Origin of the sequence: Synechococcus sp. A15-24 (genome assembly GCF_014280195.1) — a bacterium.
Taxonomy (GTDB): domain Bacteria; phylum Cyanobacteriota; class Cyanobacteriia; order PCC-6307; family Cyanobiaceae; genus Parasynechococcus.
This window is the reverse complement of record NZ_CP047960.1, coordinates 248988-265326: the sequence shown is the minus strand read 5'-3', so window position 1 is coordinate 265326 and position 16339 is coordinate 248988. Positions and strand designations below refer to the sequence as shown.

Genomic DNA, 16339 nt, shown 5'->3' with positions numbered 1-16339 from the left:
CAAACGTCGTCAAGCCAGGGTGCTGCGGGCCTATCGCCGGCGGGACCTGATGACGCGCTCCCAGCGGGCTGTCCGCTGGCTGCAACCGGGTCTGGTGGTCAAACGCTGGGTGCTGACCTCGGGGCTCGGCCTGATGATGGCCCTGCTGGGGGCCGCGGTCTGGGCGGACCTCAAACCGATCTACTGGATTCTCGAAACCCTCAGCTGGTTTCTCAGCACGATCACCACCGTGCTGCCGCGCGAAATCACCGGCCCATTGGTGTTGATCATCGGCACTGGCCTGGTGCTCTGGGGGCAGAGCCGCAGTTTCGGGGCGATCCAGCAGGCCCTTGCGCCGGACAAGGACACGGTGCTGGTGGATGCTCTCCGCACCCAGAGCCGCCTCAACCGCGGCCCCAACATCGTGGCCATCGGCGGCGGCACCGGTCTCTCGACCCTCTTGAGTGGCCTGAAGCGCTATAGCAGCCACATCACCGCCATCGTCACCGTGGCCGATGACGGCGGCAGCAGCGGCCGACTGCGGCGGGAGCTGGGGGTGCTTCCCCCAGGGGACATCCGCAACTGCCTTGCAGCTCTCTCCACCGAGGAACCCCTGCTCACCCGCCTCTTCCAGTACCGCTTCACCGCCGGCAGCGGGCTGGAAGGCCATAGCTTCGGCAACCTGTTTCTTTCGGCCCTGACGGCGATCACAGGCAATCTGGAAACCGCCATCACGGCCTCCAGTCGCGTCTTGGCAGTGCAGGGGCAAGTGGTGCCCGCCACCAATGTGGATGTGCGGCTCTGGGCGGAGCTCGAGAATGGTGATCGGATTGAGGGGGAAAGCAACATCGGCCATGCCCCCAGCCCGATCGTGCGGCTGGGCTGTCTGCCGGAACGCCCCCCGGCATTGCCCCGAGCCCTGGAGGCGATCGCCAGTGCTGATCTGATCCTGCTAGGTCCCGGCAGTCTCTACACCTCGTTGCTTCCCAACCTGCTGGTGCCGGAACTGGTCAGCGCCATCCGTCGAAGCCGAGCGCCTCGGCTGTACATCTGCAACCTGATGACCCAACCGGGGGAAACGGATGGCCTGGATGTGCGTGGACATCTGCGGGCGATCGAAGCACAGCTGGCCAGCATCGGCATCGACCAACGGCTGTTCACAGCTGTCCTGGCCCAGGATGATCTGGAGGATTCGCCCCTGGTGGAACATTACCGGTCCCGCGGTGCTCAGCCCGTAGTCTGTGATGCGGACGATCTACGCAGTGACGGATACGACGTCACCCAAGCTCCCCTTCAAGGAGCAAGACCGACGGCCACACTTCGGCATGACTCACGAAGTCTCGCCCTGGCGGTGATGCGCTTCTACAGAAACCACCGCCGTGAACGGGATCAATAGGCGTCCTGCATTTCGTAGAAATCCGGCTGCACATAGTCCTTGCGCAGCGGCCAACCCTTCCAGTCTTCCGGCATCAGCAGGCGTTTGGGGTGGGGATGGCCGTCGAATTGAATGCCGTACATGTCGAATGTTTCACGCTCCTGCCAGTCGGCACCGCGGAACAGTCCGTAAATCGAAGGAAGAACGGGTGTTCCTTCACGGCTGAGGAAGACCTTCAACCGCACTTCCCGCAATTGGGCTGAGGGGTCAGACGCCATGGCCTCAAGCTGCTCGGCCATGGCCAGAAGGTGATAGAAGCAGACCAGGTGTTCGCCGGGGCCTTCGTCGTAACCGCCGTGGCACTGGAGGTAATCGAAACCGTTGCTTTTCAACGCTGCAGCGATGATTGGAAGCACCTCAGCGTCCACACCGATCTGCTCGATGCCAACGTGATCGGGTTCGAGCACCTGATGCTCAAAGCCCTGCTGCTGCAGCCAATGGCTCACAGGCCCCGCTGTTGGGGCGACAACCGCAGAGGTGTCCTCGGTGGAGGCAGGAGGATTCTTCGGGGTTTCGCTCATGACTCGATAGCTTCAGGTGCGGGGGTGAGAACGGCCGCATCGGTAGCCAGGGTCTGACCCGCAGGTGCAGCGGCAAGGGCCGTTTTCTGGGTTTCAGCCCGGAGATAGGAGCCCGTCACCTGTGCTTCCACGCGTTTCATCTGATGGGACACGGTGAAATAACGGTGGGTCTGAACGTGTTTGCGCCGCTCGGCGAGGGATTCATCGCCAACTTTCTTACGCAGTTTGATCACCGCATCAAAAATCGCTTCCGGCCGCGGTGGGCAACCGGGCATGTAGAGATCAACGGGAATCAGCTTGTCCACGCCACGCACGGCAGTGGTGGAGTCGGCACTGAACATGCCTCCGGTGATCGTGCAGGCGCCCATGGCAATCACATATTTCGGCTCGGGCATCTGCTCGTACAACCGAACCAGAGCTGGAGCCATTTTCATCGTCACCGTGCCTGCAACGATCAGGAGATCTGCCTGACGTGGCGAACTGCGGGGCACCAGTCCGAAGCTGTCGAAATCAAAGCGCGATCCCAGCAGCGCTGCGAATTCAATGAAGCAGCAAGCCGTGCCGTAAAGCAGAGGCCAGAGGCTGCTGAGACGGGCCCAGTTGTGAAGGTCATCCAGGCTGGTGAGGATGACGTTTTCGCTCAAGTCACTGGTGACCTTAGGGGCACCGATCGGACCGCAGCTGGCTTCCCGCAGGTCGCGCACTGCGGTGATGGAAGGAGAGGTGAGATCTGACATAGCTAGCTCCACTCGAGGGCGCCCTTGCGCCAGGCGTAGGCCAAGGCGACCAGCAGGATTGTGATGAAGATGAGCGCTTCGATGAACGCCAGAACCCCCAAGCGGTGAAAGGCCACAGCCCAGGGGTAGAGAAAGACGGTCTCGACGTCAAAAATGACGAAGACCAGGGCGAACATGTAATAGCGAATGTTGAACTGAATCCAGGCGCCACCGATGGGCTCCATACCGGATTCGTACGTGAGCTGGCGCTCACCGGCGCGGCTCTTGGGCGCCAGGAGTTTGTTGGTGATCAATGCGAGGGCTGGAACAGCCGCAGCGATCATCAAAAACCCGAGGAAGGCGTCGTAGCCGGGCAGGGCAAACATGAACGTCCCCGTATACAGGGTCATTCTGGCATTCACTGCCAAGAGTTGACGCGGATAGAGTCGGCGCGCACAGCAACAGAGCGGTGAGCGACGAGCTTCAGCCGGCCGAACAGCCGCCGACAACGGACCAGCCGCCGGTTGCCGATGAGGCAAAGACCGCTGTTGAGGCTGCCCCAGAAAGCGATCCACGCACCCACCGCTTCGAGTGCCGCAGCTGTGGATATGTCTACGACCCTGAAGAAGGGGTCAAGAAGGTGGGGATTGAGGCCGGTACAGCCTTTGACGATCTCGACCCAGCCGGCTTCCGCTGTCCGGTCTGCCGCAGTCGTAAACCGGCCTTCCGAGACATCGGCCCCCGCACAAAAGCCAGTGGTTTTGAGGAGAACCTCAATTTCGGCATCGGAGTCAATCGCATGACCCCTGGTCAGAAAAACGTTCTGATCTTCGGTGGTCTCGCCCTGGCCTTCGCCTTCTTCCTCTCCCTCTATTCGCTCCGCTGAACGCCATGACGCGCTTCGTCTCTTCTGCGATCAATCTGCTGCTTGTGCTGGTGCTGGGGGTGAGCCTCAGTGGCTGCGTCACGACGCACCTGCCTGTCGCTTCAACCAGCCCTTGGCAGGCCCTCAACCTCGACACCGAAGCCAATCCCCTGGATGTGGCCTTCACGGATTCACTCCACGGCTACATCGTGGGCAGCAACCGAATGATCCGTGAAACCAACGATGGAGGGGCCACCTGGAACGATCGCAGCCTTGATCTGCCCGAGGAAGAAAACTTCCGTTTGATCAGCATCGACTTCAACGGCGATGAAGGCTGGATTGCCGGTCAACCTGGACTGCTAATGCACACCAGCGATGGCGGTCAGAACTGGACGCGTCTGTTCCTCGACACGAAGCTGCCTGGTGAGCCGTACCTGATCACGGCACTGAGAAGCCACTCCGCCGAAATGGCCACCAACGTGGGGGCTGTGTACGAGACCCATGACGACGGAGGCAGCTGGGAGGCTCTGGTCACCGATGCCGCTGGTGCTGTGCGTGATCTGCGTCGCGGTGATGACGGCAGCTACGTGAGCGTGAGCAGCCTGGGTAATTTCTACGCCACCTGGCAGCCTGGGGATGCCGTCTGGCAGGTGCACCAGCGGGTGAGCAGCCAGCGACTGCAGAGCATTGGCTACCAACCCGACGGCAACCTCTGGATGGTGGCCCGTGGGGCTCAGATCCGCCTGAACGACGAACCGGGGAACCTCGAAAGCTGGACCAAGGCGATCATCCCGATCACCAACGGTTACGGCTACATGGATATGGCCTGGGATGACGATGGCACGATCTGGGCCGGCGGCGGCAACGGCACCCTGCTGGTGAGTCGCGACGGTGCTGACAGCTGGGAGATCGATCCCGTGGGCGATCGCCAGCCCAGCAATTTCACCCGCATGGTGTTCGATGGGGATCACGCCTTTGTGCTGGGTGAGCGCGGCAACCTGTTGCGTTGGGTGGGCAACGCTGTGTAACCAAGGGCTCAGGCCTCACTCGGCGACCCGTCATCACCCCCTAGGATCGCCGAGCTGATATGCATGAGCTATGGCTGCAGGCTCTACAGGGGAACGCCCGTTCTTCGAAATCATCACGAGCATCCGCTACTGGGTGATTCACTTCGTGACTCTTCCATCGATCTTCCTTGCCGGGTTCCTGTTCGTGTCCACCGGCCTGGCCTACGACGCTTTCGGCACGCCTCGTCCGGATGCTTACTTCCAGGCCTCCGAGAGCAAGGCTCCTGTGGTGAGCCAGCGCTACGAGGGCAAATCCGAACTCGACGTCCGCCTGAAATAACCCATGTCACAAACCCCCGTCGCCACCACCCCACGCAACTATCCGATCTTCACGGTGCGTTGGCTGGCCCTTCACACACTCGGTGTTCCGACTGTGTTTTTCCTCGGCGCCCTCGCCGCGATGCAATTCATCCGTCGCTGATCAGCACCATGCAACGCAACCCCAATCCGAACAATCTTCCGGTTGAACTCAACCGCACCAGCCTTTACCTGGGCCTGCTGTTTGTGTTTGTCACCGGCGTGTTGATGTCCAGCTACTTCTTCAACTGAGGTTCGACCCATGAGCGGCAAGAAGTCTCCCTTCCCCGATGGTCGAATTCCCGACCGTCTTCCTGATGGTCGTCCTGCAGTGCCCTGGCGCTCCCGCTGGACTGAAGGCGTTCTGCCCCTGTGGCTTGTGGCCACAGCAGGTGGTATGGCTGTTCTGTTCGTGGTCGGCCTGTTTTTCTACGGCTCATACACCGGCGTCGGTTCCGCCTGATTTTCAGGTTGCGTTTGATTGTTCAACCGGCCCTGTGCCGGTTTTTTTTGGCCTCCTCTTCTCCTGTGGCCACGCTTCAGAGTCAGACCCCGTAGAAGTCCCGATACCACTCTGCGAACTTCGCCATACCAACTTCAATCGCTGTTGAGGGCCTGAATCCCACCCAATCCTCCAATGCCTTGGTATCAGCAGCCGTGGCCACGACATCACCGGGCTGCATCAGCTGGAAATCCTTGATCGCATCACAGCCAAGGGCCTGCTCCATCACCTCGATGAAACGCAACAGCTCCGTGGGCTGGCTGTTGCCAATGTTGAACACCCGGTGCGGCGCCGCCGCCGTTGCAGGGTCCGGCTGCTGGGGATCGAAATCGGGGTTTGCTGTAGCTGGTTGATCGCAGCAGCGCAGCACTCCTTCCACGATGTCGTCGATATACGTGAAATCCCGCTGCATCCGGCCATGGTTGAACACCTTGATCGGTTCACCCGCCAGGATCGCCCGGGCGAACAGCATCGGGGCCATGTCCGGCCGTCCCCAAGGCCCATACACCGTGAAGAAGCGCAGACCGGTAGCCGGCAGCCCGTACAGGTGGCTGTAAGTGTGGGCCATCAGCTCATTGGCTTTCTTGCTCGCGGCATACAGGCTCACCGGGTGGTTGACCGGTTGGCGCTCGTGAAAGGGCAGGTTGCTGTTGCCGCCATACACGGAACTGCTGGAGGCATACACCAGGTGACCAACGTCGTGGTGACGACAGCCTTCCAGGATGTGGCCAAACCCCACCAGATTGCTCTGGATGTAGGCCGCAGGGTTCTCCAGCGAGTAACGCACCCCTGCCTGGGCAGCCAGATTCACCACCACATCCGGACGCTCCTCGGCAAACAGAGCTGTCAACGCATCGCCGTCCTCAAGTGAGATCAGCTCAAACCGCCAGGCTCCTTTCAAGGCCATGGCCTCGACCTGGCGCAGACGCGCCTGTTTGAGGGCCGGGTCGTAGTAGTTGTTGAGGTTGTCGAGACCGACCACGCGCTCGCCGCGGGCCAGCAGTCGCTGAGAGAGCGCTGCACCGATGAAGCCCGCGGCACCGGTGACCAGAACCGTGCGTGTCATCAGCCTTCGCCGTCCCCGACCCGCCACAGGGTCAAGCCTGCCGCCCGCACCGCCTCCGGATCCGCCACCGCCCGGGCATCAAACAGCCAGGCCGGTTTGCGCATCCGTCCCGCCAATTCAGACCAGTTCAACTGCCTGTAGTCGTTCCATTCCGTCAGGATCAGCACCGCATCCGCACCACTGACGGCCTCCTCAACGGACTCAGCCAGGGCCCAGCTGCCGGTTCCGCTAAGGGCATCCGCCGCCGCTGCCGCCTCCTGCTTCAGGTCACGGGCCATCTGGGCTGGCTCCACCTTGGGATCGTGGATGGCCAGCTGTGCCCCCTCCTCCAGCAGATCGCCGCAGATGCGAATCGCCGGCGCCTCGCGGGTGTCATTGGTGTCGGCCTTGAAGGCAAACCCAAGAATGGCCAAGCGCTTGCCGGTCACCGTGCCGAACAGCTTCTGCACTACCAGCTGTGCGATCCGGTGCTGCTGCCAGGTGTTCAACGCCACCACCGATTCCCAGTAGTCGGCCACCTCCGGCAAGCCGAAATGACGGCAGAGATAGACGAGGTTGAGGATGTCCTTCTGGAAGCAGCTGCCGCCGAAGCCGGGTCCTGCATTGAGAAACTTCGGGCCGATGCGGCTGTCGGTGCCGATCGCCCGGGCCACCTCCCGCACATCGGCGCCGGTGGCCTCGCAGAGTGCCGCCACGGAGTTGATCGAACTGATCCGCTGCGCCAGAAACGCATTGGCCGTGAGCTTGGAGAGCTCACTGCTCCAGAGGTTGGTGCGCAGGATCTGCTGCTCCGGCACCCAATGGCTGTAGACCGCCGCCAGCGCCTCGATCGATGCCGTGTCGTCGCCTCCGATCAGCACCCGGTCGGGTGCCTCAAGATCCCGGATCGCTGTGCCCTCCGCCAGGAATTCAGGGTTGGAGAGCACCGTGAAGCTGCGCTGCTGATCATCCGCCTGGGCGGCCTCGAGGATCGTCTTGATCGCTGCGGCGGTGCGCACCGGCAGAGTGCTTTTCTCCACCACGATCGTGTGGCCGGTGGCTGCCTGGGCCACCGTGCGAGCACAGGCCTCCACCCAGCGCAGGTCACTGGCCTGTCCCGCCCCCAGTCCCTTCGTTTTCGTCGGCGTGTTCACAGAGATGAACACCAAGTCCGCCGCCGCGACGGTCGCTTCCACCGCTGTTGAAAAGCTGAGGTTTCGGCCCCGGGCACGGGCCACCACAGCATCCAACCCTGGCTCATAAACGGGCAAGCGACTCAGGTCCGCATCGTTCCAGGCAGCAATGCGTTGTTCATTCAGATCAACAACCGTGACCTGCACCTCAGGGCAGCGATCAGCAATCACCGCCATGGTTGGCCCGCCGACATAGCCGGCACCCATGCAACAGATGCGTTGAACGGTCATGCCCGGACACTCTCGGTTTGTGTGGCCTGTAGGTCGAGGACCTTACGGAACCATTCGATCGTTGGGATCAGACCGTTTTCCAATGAAACGGTCGGGCTCCAACCGAGTTCCCGCTGCGCCAGATCAATCACGGGCTGTCGCTGCAGTGGATCATCAGCGGGCAGAGGTTTCTCGATCAGTGGAAGGTCTGGATGGATGCGAGCTCGTACAAGCTCGGCCAGTTGCCGAATGGTGAATTCACCGGGGTTGCCGATGTTCATCGGGCCGGTGTGAGACCCATTCATCAAGCGAATCATTCCCTCCACAAGGTCATCGACGAAGCAGAAGGAGCGGGTCTGCGAACCATCGCCATACAAGGTCAGTGGCTCACCCTTGAGCGCCTGAACAATGAAGTTGCTCACGACACGACCATCATCGGGAAGCATCCGTGGGCCATAGGTGTTGAAAATCCGCATGACACGGATTTCCACATCGTGCATCCTCTGGTAGTCAAAACAGAGGGTTTCAGCGATGCGCTTGCCCTCGTCGTAGCAACTGCGAATTCCAATGGTGTTGACACAACCGCGGTAACTCTCCGGTTGTGGATGCACCTCCGGGTCGCCATACACCTCACTCGTGCTAGCAAGGAGAAGCCGAGCACCCACACGGCGAGCCAAACCCAGCATGTTGTAAGTGCCTAGAAAGCTTGTCTTGGCGGTCTTGATCGGATTGAACTGATAGTGAATCGGTGATGCCGGGCAGGCCAAATGCCAGATGCGATCACATTCGAGCCGAATCGGATCGGTAACGTCATGCCGGATCAGCTCAAACCTGGGATGACCGATCCACTGGGTGATATTGCCTTTGCGTCCCGTGAAGTAGTTATCAAGACAGATCACCTCCTGCCCGGCATGCATCAGGCGATCAACCAGATGGGAGCCGACAAAACCAGCCCCTCCAGTCACCAGATTGATCAACGCTCAATGTCCGTATATGAGTGAAAATTACCACGCACGTGTGGGATCAGTTCCCTTGGAGGGACTTGAGAATCGCCACAATGGTCTCCCGGTCATCGAGCCGGACACAACCCTCTTCCCCCGACTGCTGAAGCGGCTTTAAACGCAGCTCACCACGCTCCACCTCGTCATCGCCAATCACCAAGGCCCAGCGTGCTCCACGGCGATCGGCGCGTTTGAACTGCTTCCCGAAGGCTGAGCCCGAGTCATCGAGGTCAACCGACAAGCCATGGCCTCGCAGATCACGGGCCAGAGCCAAAGCGGCGACAGAGGCCTGCACACCACGGTTGACGATGAAGGCATCCGGTGCAGAGCCGGCCACCAAGCGGGCCGCGGTGCCTTCGGGATCAACCTGAGCCGAAGCTTCCAGCACCAGAAGCAGGCGTTCCATGCCAAGGGCCCAGCCGATTGCCGGTGTCGAGGCTCCACCGAGTTCGGCAATCAAACCGTCGTACCGGCCGCCACCACAGACCGTGGCCTGCGCCCCCAACTGATCACTGGTTATCTCGAAGGTGGTGTGGCCGTAGTAATCCAGACCCCGCACCAGCCTCGGATTGAGCCGGAAGGGAATGCCCAGGGCGGTCAACCCACGCTGAACCGCATCAAAGCGCTGCCTGCTCTCCGGGCTGAGGGCATTGGCCAGGGTTGGTGCATGCTCGAGTAATGCCTGGGTGTCCTTGTTCTTCGAATCAAGAATCCTCAGGGGATTGGTGCTGAGACGGGCCTGGGAATCGGAATCCAGAGCCTCAGACCGCTGCTCCAGCCAATTCACCAGTGCTGCTCGATAAACCTGGCGATCCTCGGGAGAACCGAGGCTGTTGATTTCCAGCTCAAGGCCCCCCACTCCGAGACGGGCAAGCAGATCCCAGGCGAGAGCAATCACCTCAACGTCACAGCGGGCACTTTCCGCGCCAAGCCACTCCACCCCAATCTGGTGGAACTGACGCTGTCGACCGGCCTGGGGCCGCTCGTATCGGAACATCGGGCCGGCATACCAAAGCTTCTGCGCACCTTGGCTCAACAGGCCGTGTTGCAGCGCCGCCCGCACCACCGACGCGGTGCCCTCCGGCCGCAGTGTGCAGGCGCGCTCACCGCGATCTGTGAAGCTGTACATTTCTTTGCCGACAACATCGGTGGCCTCACCGATTCCGCGACAGAACAGGTCGGTTGTTTCCAGGAGAGGCGTGCGGATCTCGCCGAAACCAGAGCGGCGAAAATGCTCCCGTGCAACAGCTTCAACGGCCTGCCAGCGCTGCACAGCCTCCGGGAGGAGATCGACCATGCCCCTAAGACTTTGGAGCTGAGTCACGTGCCGGATGCGAAAACAACGAAACAGTCTGCCCGGTGAACTCAGTCGCTAATGCTGCCGCTGGCCACCAGATCCATTAATGCCAGTTGTCGGGTCACACAAGAGTCCAGCTCATAGGTGGCCTCGACCGTGCGTCGTGCAGCCTGACCGAAAGCCACTGCCAGCTCTCGGTCCTGCAGCAACTCGGTAACAGCAGCAGCAAGATCCGCAGGAGCAAAAAAATCCACCAAGAGGCCGTTCTGGCCATGGCGAATAGCTTCACGCACCGGTGCGGTGTTGGACCCTACGACAGCACAACCACAGGCCATAGCCTCCAGCAGGCTCCAGCTCATCACAAATGGATAGGTGAGATAGACGTGGCAAGCACTGAGCTGCAGGAGTGGCACAAATTGGCCATAAGGCAGCGTGCCCGTGAAGTGCACACGGCTTGGGTCGTACTGACCCTCGATCTCTGCCAGAAACCGATCCTTCCATTCACCGTCGGAACACGCAGCTCCGTAACTCACCCCCTTGGTTTGTCCCACGATCACCAAACGGGCCTCAGGGTTGCTCTGTTGCAGCTCAGGAATAGCTCGAATGAACGTATGACAGCCCCGATAGGGCTCCAGACAGCGATTCACAAAGGTGACGATCAGTTGTCCCTTTTCAAGAAGAGTGCCATCGGGAAGCTTGAGCGGCCCCGGGGCTGAATTAGGAACGGCCTTACTTGTGTCCACACCGTCATGGATCACGCTTATCCGACGCCGCCAGTGCTCGGGAAAGCTGCTGGCCTGAAAGTGCGTGGGAGAGATGTTCCAATCCGCCTGCTCGAGGGTGAGATGCAGATAGGCGTTTTTCATCGTGAGCTTCGCCTGCTCTTGCCAACCGCGGTTGTCCTGGAATTCCGGATCGAAGTTGGAGTCGAAGCCGAACTCGTTGTAGAAAAATTCTTGGTAGCAAAGCAGGGGCGTATCAGGCCAGATCGCCTTCAGAAACAGTGGTTCACCCCACCCGGGATGGGCACAGATCAAATCTGGCGTGAAGCCCTTTGCCTTGAGCTGCTCAGCTGCTCGGGCACAGCCCTCCGCTCGAATGACCTTGGTTTCCGTCTCCATCACAAGGGGATGAACTCCCTCGGTGTTGCCTCGATCGAGGCGGTAACGGAAATGGTTGAGGCTCTCGGGCATGCCACGCCCTCGATCCAGAGGATTGATGCCCAAGGCCACGAGCTGGTGCTGCCCCTGTTGGGCCAGACGCTGCACGATGTGCACGTACTGACCGGGAAAGTTCTGGTGAACGAAAAGGATCCGCATCCGGCTCAGAGGCGCTGCAGCGATTCAGCCTTGTCTTGGAATTCACCCAACAACAGTTGCAGGTAGGACACCTTGCGCAGCTTGATGTTGGCCGTCAGGCTCATGCCCACCTGCAACGGCAGTGAGGTACCGCTTTTCAGCGCCAACGTCTGCTGATCAAGCTTGACCGTGACGGGAAAGCTCAGTTCTTGACGTTGCTCCTGGGGATCCGGCGGCAGAGCATCGGAACCGATGCGGGTCACCTTCCCTTCCAATACCCCGAAATCTGTGGATGGGTAGGAATCAATGCTGATGTCAGCTTTCATGCAGCTCTCAAGATCCTTGGGGCATCCAGGTGGAATCGTGACGAAACCGATCTTGTTACTCGGCACCTCCACCTTCGCTTCCAAAGATCCGTAAGGGACAACCTTCATCACCGTCTGGGTGGACTGTGCAGTGAAGCCCGTGGCCGTTGGCTTCAGATCAAACACCACGCCATCCACCGGAGACTTCAGCTGCTGATAGCGGAGGGTGACCCGTGCTTCGGCCAAACGGCCCGTCAGGTCGGCCAGTTCCGAATTGAGCTGCGCCACCTGTTGCTCAAGCAGCGCCACCTGCCGCAGACGGTCCGCCTTGGTCTGCAGCAGACGACCGCGGGTCTCCTCGACAGCGTTCTGTTGGCTGAGATATTGGAGCTCAGAGGTCGCTCCAGCTTCCTCTAACTCTTCGAATCGCTCAAGGATCTCGGACTGAAGCTCGAGGTTGTTCTCCAGCATCTGCACCTCCTCGTTGTTCACCTGGAGATAGCGCTGCTTCTCCTGGTCCTTCAGACGGAGCTGCTCATGCTTGAGCTTGATGGTTGTTTCAAGACTGAGACGCTGTTCTTCCGTGGCTTCGGTGTCCAACTTCATCAGCACCTGACCAACCTTCACGGAGTCCCCTTCCTGCACCAGGATCTGATCCGCCACACCACCCACGGGCATCTGAATGTCCTGCACGGACCCCACCGGCTCCAGCTGGCCGGGGGCCACAACGATCTCTTCTGTTCGGGCCAGGGCCAGCCAGGCCACACCGAACACCGTGGTGCCGATCAAGGTCCAGGTGACCGTCTTCATCCAGAAACGTCCCTGCTGCAGCACCGATTCGTCGTAGGTGACGAGGGCTGTGGACTCCTGGTTGGGCGCTGGGGTATCGCGCTTGAACGGATTGAGCTTCATGGTCAGGTGCTCTCCTGCTGGCGGTAAAGGGCGTAGTAGCGACCCCGATGCTTCATCAGCTCCTCATGGGTGCCGACCTCGACCACGGCCCCCTGGTGCAGCATCACAATCACGTCGGCCTGACGGATGGTGGACAGGCGGTGGGTAATGAAAAACACCGTCTGGTCATCCAGGTTCTCGAGCAGGTTGTCGCAGACCTTGCGCTCGGTTTCATAGTCAAGGGCGCTGGTGGCTTCGTCCATCACCAGCAACTTGGGATTGCTCAGCAGGGTCCGAGCAATTGCCACCCGCTGCCGTTGGCCACCACTGAGGGACGCCCCCCGTTCACCCACCGGTGTGCTGTAACCACTGGGCAGCTCCATGATGAAGTCGTGGGCATTGGCCAGGCGGGCCGCACGCACGATCTCCTCACTGGACGCTTCCGGATTCGTCAACGCGATGTTCTCGCTGACGGTGCCGCTGAACAACAACGGATCCTGAGGAACAATGCCGATCTGTCGGCGCAGTGAATAGAGCTCCACCTTGGCGATGTCGTAACCGTCGATCAGGATCCGCCCGTCACCCGGCTCATAGAGCCGAGGCAGCAGCTTCATCAGGGTGCTCTTGCCGCTGCCGCTCTGGCCAACGATGCCAACGAAGGTGCCAGCCTTGATCTCCAGATTGATGTCCTTCAACACCTCCGGTTGTCCGGGGCGGAAACGGAAGGAGAGATCCTCGAACCGCACCTCCCCCATTAACGGCGGCAGCATCACCTTGGATTTATCCACCTCATCGGATTCCTCGGGGGTGTCAATCACGTCGGCAAGACGCTCGAAGCTGACCCGCAGTTCCTGGATGCTCTGCCAGATCGTCGACAACCGCAGCAGTGGCTGGGTCACATAGCCGGAGATGATCCGGAAAGCGATCAACTGGCCAAGGGTCAGGTCACCGCTTAACACCATTGAGGCGCCGATCCAGAGCACCATGAGCTGCGAAATCTTCTGCAGCACCTGGCTGGTCTGATTCAGAGCGGTGCCGGTGATCGTCTTCTCAAACGTGCGAGCGATGTACTGGGAATAAAACTCCTGCCAACGCCAACGGCTGACCATCTCCACGTTCTGAGCCTTGACCGTCTGGATCCCGGTGAGCACTTCCACCAGATGGCTCTGGGTCTTGGCGTTTTCTTCCGCAGCAGCACGGAACTGGCGGCGGAACAGCGGAGCCCCCAGCACCGTGAGGCCGATCTGAATCGGCAACACAGACAGGGCGATCAATGTAAGCAACCAGCTGTAGATCACCATCACCAGGATGTAAATCACCGAGAAGGCGGCATCCAGAATCGTGGTGAGAGCCTGACCCGTGAGGAAGTTGCGGATCTTCTCGAGCTCAGCCACCCGGGTGCCGAGTTCACCCACCGGGCGGCGGTCGAAGTAGCCCAGGGGAAGCCGCAGCAGGTGGTCGATCACCTCGGCGCCGAGGCGCTGATCGATCCGGTTGGTGGTTTCGGCAAAGAGGAATGTCTTGAGGCTGCCCAGCACCCCTTCCAAAATGGTCACCACCACCAGGGCAATGCCCAGCACCTGCAAGGTGTCCAGGCTGCGTTGGCTGATCACCTTGTCGATGATCACCTGGATCAGCAGGGGATTGGCCAGGGTGAACAGCTGCACCACAAAACTGGCCGCCAGCACCTGGATCAGCACGCCCCGATAGCGCTTCAGCGCCGGCCAGAACCAGCCCGGACCGAACTTCTGATCCGGTGTGGCATTAGAGCGCTCCATCAGAAGCAGCTCGATGCCCTCAGGGAAACAGTCCGCCAGGTCAGCGGGACCCAGCGTGACCATGCCTTGTTTCGGCGAGGCAAGCTTCAGACCCTGCTCATTGCTGGCCACCACCAGGGCGAACCCGCCCTGCCAGGGAATCATCGATGGCACCTGCAGACGCGTGCCCGTCACAGCCGGCACCTTGGCCGCCATCACGTGCAGTCCGAGACTTGCCGCCAACTGGCCGCACAACTGAAGATTGGGAGTGAGACCACGGCGCAGGTTGTCCTGCAGGACCTTCTCGATCGAGTCGCGCCGGAACGGCAGCTTCATCAACTGGGCCAGCATCTGGAAGCAGGCCAGCGTTTCCTGTATCGGGCCTTCAGCGCGAATCAGCCTCAGGCTGTCCACCACATTGCGCTCAGGGCTGTAGCGACTGACCGGAGGCAGCAGTTCCGCATCCTCCACAGCATTCACGGGCACCAGATCACCGCCGGGCTCCGGCCCATCGCTGACGTCCGATGCGTTGGGGAACAGCACCAGGCGTTGAGAGAACCGATCCGCCACGGGCAACGCTGATGCCGCCTGGAGGGGCTGGCCCACCGTGGCGTTTCCCCAGCAACTGGTGAGGTACAGACGGCCGCCCGTCGCCAATGCTGCATCAATCGCCTCGGGTTCAGGGCGGCAGCGCTTGGCCGTCTTCAACGCTTGCTCCAGCTGTTCAAGGGCGGAACTGTCGGTCTCCGCCGTTCCCTCCTCAAGAACCTCCAGCAATGCGAGCAGTTCCTGAGGCCAGAGCTGCTGATCACACCAGAGGCGGAACGCTTCCTCCTGGCCGTACAGCTGGGTCAACTGCTCATCGGAGATCGCGCAGGCGATCACCTCATCCGAGGTGATCACGTTCTCGCAGGGATTGCCACAGAGCAGGCTGGCGGCACCGATCACGCTGCCTGGGCCGAACTTGCCAACGGTGGTGAGACGACCGTTGTGACGACCCACCAGACGGGCCTGACCCTTCAGCAACACGAGAATCCTGGCCGGGATGTCATCCGGCTCGCACAGCTGCTGACCCAGCTCGAAGCGCAGCAGCTTGGTGGAGTCCTGCAACTGCGTCAGAGCGGCATCGGACACGCCCTTGAAGGCGGGATGGTTGAGAAGAGGAAAGGGAGGGGACTGGGTCATCAGGAGATGCTGAAGTCGCTGAACTCGCCTTCAAGCCGGCTCAAGGTAGTGGCGGTTTCCTCCGCAATCCAGGCATCGAACATTTCCCGGCACATTCGATCCGAGACCTCTGGCGTGAACGTGGCCGGGGAGTAGCGCTCCAGCCGAACCACCAGCCACCAATCGGCGATGCGGAATGGCTCCAGCAGGACACCGGGTTGGGCCACCCGCAGCTTTTCGACGAGCGCTGGATGGGCCTGCGTCAGAGAGACCGGCCCGACGATGCCGTTGGTGTTGCGCTCAGGCCCCTCGGCATAGCGCTTGGCCAGATCAGCGAAGTTGGATTCCCCAGACTCGATCTGTAGGTACAACTCTCGGGCCAGAAAATTGTTGGCCAGCCGCAGCAGGCTGTAGACCACTTGATCCAGCTCGTTCTTGCGCTCCAGAAACCGAGCTTCCGCTTTGGGTGCAAAACGCTCCCTGATGTACTCCTGGCGACGGATCACCCGTTCGAGCCGATCAATCACCTCGTCATCGGATCGATCCAGATCAGCGAGCATCTCTGACCACTGCTCCATGGTCTCGAAGCCCCGTTGATCGAGAAGCTCAAGCTTCGCTTTTTTCAGAGCATCAGCTGGAACAGGCACACCAGCGATGGCTTCGCTGGTGATCATTTGTTCCACAAGAGGCTTCAGCAGGTTGTATTTCCTTAAAAGAGAACGGCCGTCAGGACTTATAGCCCGCCTCAGCTCAGGAAGCGTCGTTCCGCCGTCCACACGTTGATCACTAGTTGTCG

General features: G+C 60.6%; 18 protein-coding genes. 7 read left to right on the top strand and 11 right to left on the bottom strand.

What is annotated here, in order from left to right; genetic code table 11:
* Positions 1 to 49 precede the first annotated feature (49 nt).
* The gene (locus SynA1524_RS01295) at positions 50 to 1375 is read left to right on the top strand and encodes a gluconeogenesis factor YvcK family protein (RefSeq protein WP_186498628.1); all 1326 of its coding nucleotides are present in this window, start codon (positions 50 to 52) and stop codon (positions 1373 to 1375) included.
* Here SynA1524_RS01295 and SynA1524_RS01290 read toward each other — a convergent pair.
* From SynA1524_RS01290 to SynA1524_RS01280, 3 genes are read right to left on the bottom strand one after another with little or no spacing between them, the layout of a single operon-like run.
* A complete protein-coding gene (locus SynA1524_RS01290; protein ID WP_186498627.1) occupies positions 1369 to 1935 on the bottom strand; it encodes an NAD(P)H-quinone oxidoreductase subunit J in 567 nt (188 codons plus the stop codon). The two genes, SynA1524_RS01295 and SynA1524_RS01290, sit on opposite strands and share 7 nt — an antisense overlap.
* Positions 1932 to 2672 carry an NADH-quinone oxidoreductase subunit NuoB gene (gene nuoB, locus SynA1524_RS01285; protein ID WP_186498626.1) on the bottom strand — a complete coding sequence of 247 codons (741 nt, stop codon included), beginning with the start codon at positions 2670 to 2672 and terminating at the stop codon, positions 1932 to 1934. The genes SynA1524_RS01290 and nuoB overlap by 4 nt, the downstream gene beginning before the upstream one ends.
* A 2-nt stretch (positions 2673 to 2674) precedes the next feature.
* Complete coding sequence (locus SynA1524_RS01280) at positions 2675 to 3037, bottom strand: NAD(P)H-quinone oxidoreductase subunit 3 (protein WP_186498625.1); 363 nt, start codon at positions 3035 to 3037, stop codon at positions 2675 to 2677.
* Positions 3038 to 3120: 83 nt separating this feature from the next.
* Here SynA1524_RS01280 and SynA1524_RS01275 point away from each other — a divergent pair, with 83 nt between their 5' ends.
* The 6 genes from SynA1524_RS01275 (at position 3121) to SynA1524_RS01250 (ending at position 5343) form a co-directional block, all read left to right on the top strand.
* Positions 3121 to 3537: a rubredoxin gene (locus SynA1524_RS01275; RefSeq protein ID WP_186498624.1), complete on the top strand. Its 417-nt coding sequence runs from the start codon at positions 3121 to 3123 to the stop codon at positions 3535 to 3537.
* 5 nt (positions 3538 to 3542) lie between these two features.
* On the top strand, positions 3543 to 4544 hold the full coding sequence (locus tag SynA1524_RS01270; RefSeq protein WP_186498623.1) for a photosynthesis system II assembly factor Ycf48: 1002 nt from the start codon (positions 3543 to 3545) through the stop codon (positions 4542 to 4544).
* A 70-nt stretch (positions 4545 to 4614) separates the two neighbouring features.
* The gene (psbE, locus tag SynA1524_RS01265) at positions 4615 to 4863 is read left to right on the top strand and encodes a cytochrome b559 subunit alpha (protein WP_011127080.1); all 249 of its coding nucleotides are present in this window, start codon (positions 4615 to 4617) and stop codon (positions 4861 to 4863) included.
* A gap of 3 nt (positions 4864 to 4866) precedes the next feature.
* A complete protein-coding gene (gene psbF / locus SynA1524_RS01260; RefSeq protein ID WP_011127079.1) occupies positions 4867 to 5004 on the top strand; it encodes a cytochrome b559 subunit beta in 138 nt (45 codons plus the stop codon).
* Between the two features lie 8 nt (positions 5005 to 5012).
* Positions 5013 to 5132: a photosystem II reaction center protein PsbL gene (psbL, locus tag SynA1524_RS01255; protein ID WP_011127078.1), complete on the top strand. Its 120-nt coding sequence runs from the start codon at positions 5013 to 5015 to the stop codon at positions 5130 to 5132.
* Between the two features lie 10 nt (positions 5133 to 5142).
* A complete protein-coding gene (locus tag SynA1524_RS01250; RefSeq protein WP_028953441.1) occupies positions 5143 to 5343 on the top strand; it encodes a photosystem II reaction center protein J in 201 nt (66 codons plus the stop codon).
* A gap of 82 nt (positions 5344 to 5425) precedes the next feature.
* On the opposite strand, the gene SynA1524_RS01245 is transcribed toward SynA1524_RS01250, so the two are convergent.
* The 8 genes from SynA1524_RS01245 to SynA1524_RS01210 are packed head-to-tail and all read right to left on the bottom strand — an operon-like array spanning position 5426 to position 16319.
* On the bottom strand, positions 5426 to 6448 hold the full coding sequence (locus tag SynA1524_RS01245; protein WP_186498622.1) for an NAD-dependent epimerase: 1023 nt from the start codon (positions 6446 to 6448) through the stop codon (positions 5426 to 5428).
* Positions 6448 to 7851: a nucleotide sugar dehydrogenase gene (locus SynA1524_RS01240; protein ID WP_186498621.1), complete on the bottom strand. Its 1404-nt coding sequence runs from the start codon at positions 7849 to 7851 to the stop codon at positions 6448 to 6450. The genes SynA1524_RS01245 and SynA1524_RS01240 overlap by 1 nt, the downstream gene beginning before the upstream one ends.
* Positions 7848 to 8804: a UDP-glucuronic acid decarboxylase family protein gene (locus tag SynA1524_RS01235; RefSeq protein ID WP_286188717.1), complete on the bottom strand. Its 957-nt coding sequence runs from the start codon at positions 8802 to 8804 to the stop codon at positions 7848 to 7850. The genes SynA1524_RS01240 and SynA1524_RS01235 overlap by 4 nt, the downstream gene beginning before the upstream one ends.
* 49 nt (positions 8805 to 8853) lie before the next feature.
* A complete protein-coding gene (gene hisS / locus SynA1524_RS01230; RefSeq protein WP_186498619.1) occupies positions 8854 to 10155 on the bottom strand; it encodes a histidine--tRNA ligase in 1302 nt (433 codons plus the stop codon).
* A gap of 41 nt (positions 10156 to 10196) precedes the next feature.
* On the bottom strand, positions 10197 to 11447 hold the full coding sequence (locus tag SynA1524_RS01225; RefSeq protein ID WP_186498618.1) for a glycosyltransferase family 4 protein: 1251 nt from the start codon (positions 11445 to 11447) through the stop codon (positions 10197 to 10199).
* Positions 11448 to 11452: 5 nt separating this feature from the next.
* On the bottom strand, positions 11453 to 12643 hold the full coding sequence (locus tag SynA1524_RS01220; RefSeq protein ID WP_186498617.1) for an HlyD family secretion protein: 1191 nt from the start codon (positions 12641 to 12643) through the stop codon (positions 11453 to 11455).
* Positions 12644 to 12645: 2 nt separating this feature from the next.
* On the bottom strand, positions 12646 to 15564 hold the full coding sequence (locus SynA1524_RS01215; RefSeq protein ID WP_186498616.1) for a peptidase domain-containing ABC transporter: 2919 nt from the start codon (positions 15562 to 15564) through the stop codon (positions 12646 to 12648).
* Positions 15564 to 16319: a peptidylprolyl isomerase gene (locus SynA1524_RS01210; protein ID WP_186498615.1), complete on the bottom strand. Its 756-nt coding sequence runs from the start codon at positions 16317 to 16319 to the stop codon at positions 15564 to 15566. Before SynA1524_RS01210 ends, SynA1524_RS01215 begins: the two co-directional genes overlap by 1 nt.
* Positions 16320 to 16339: the final 20 nt, after the last annotated feature.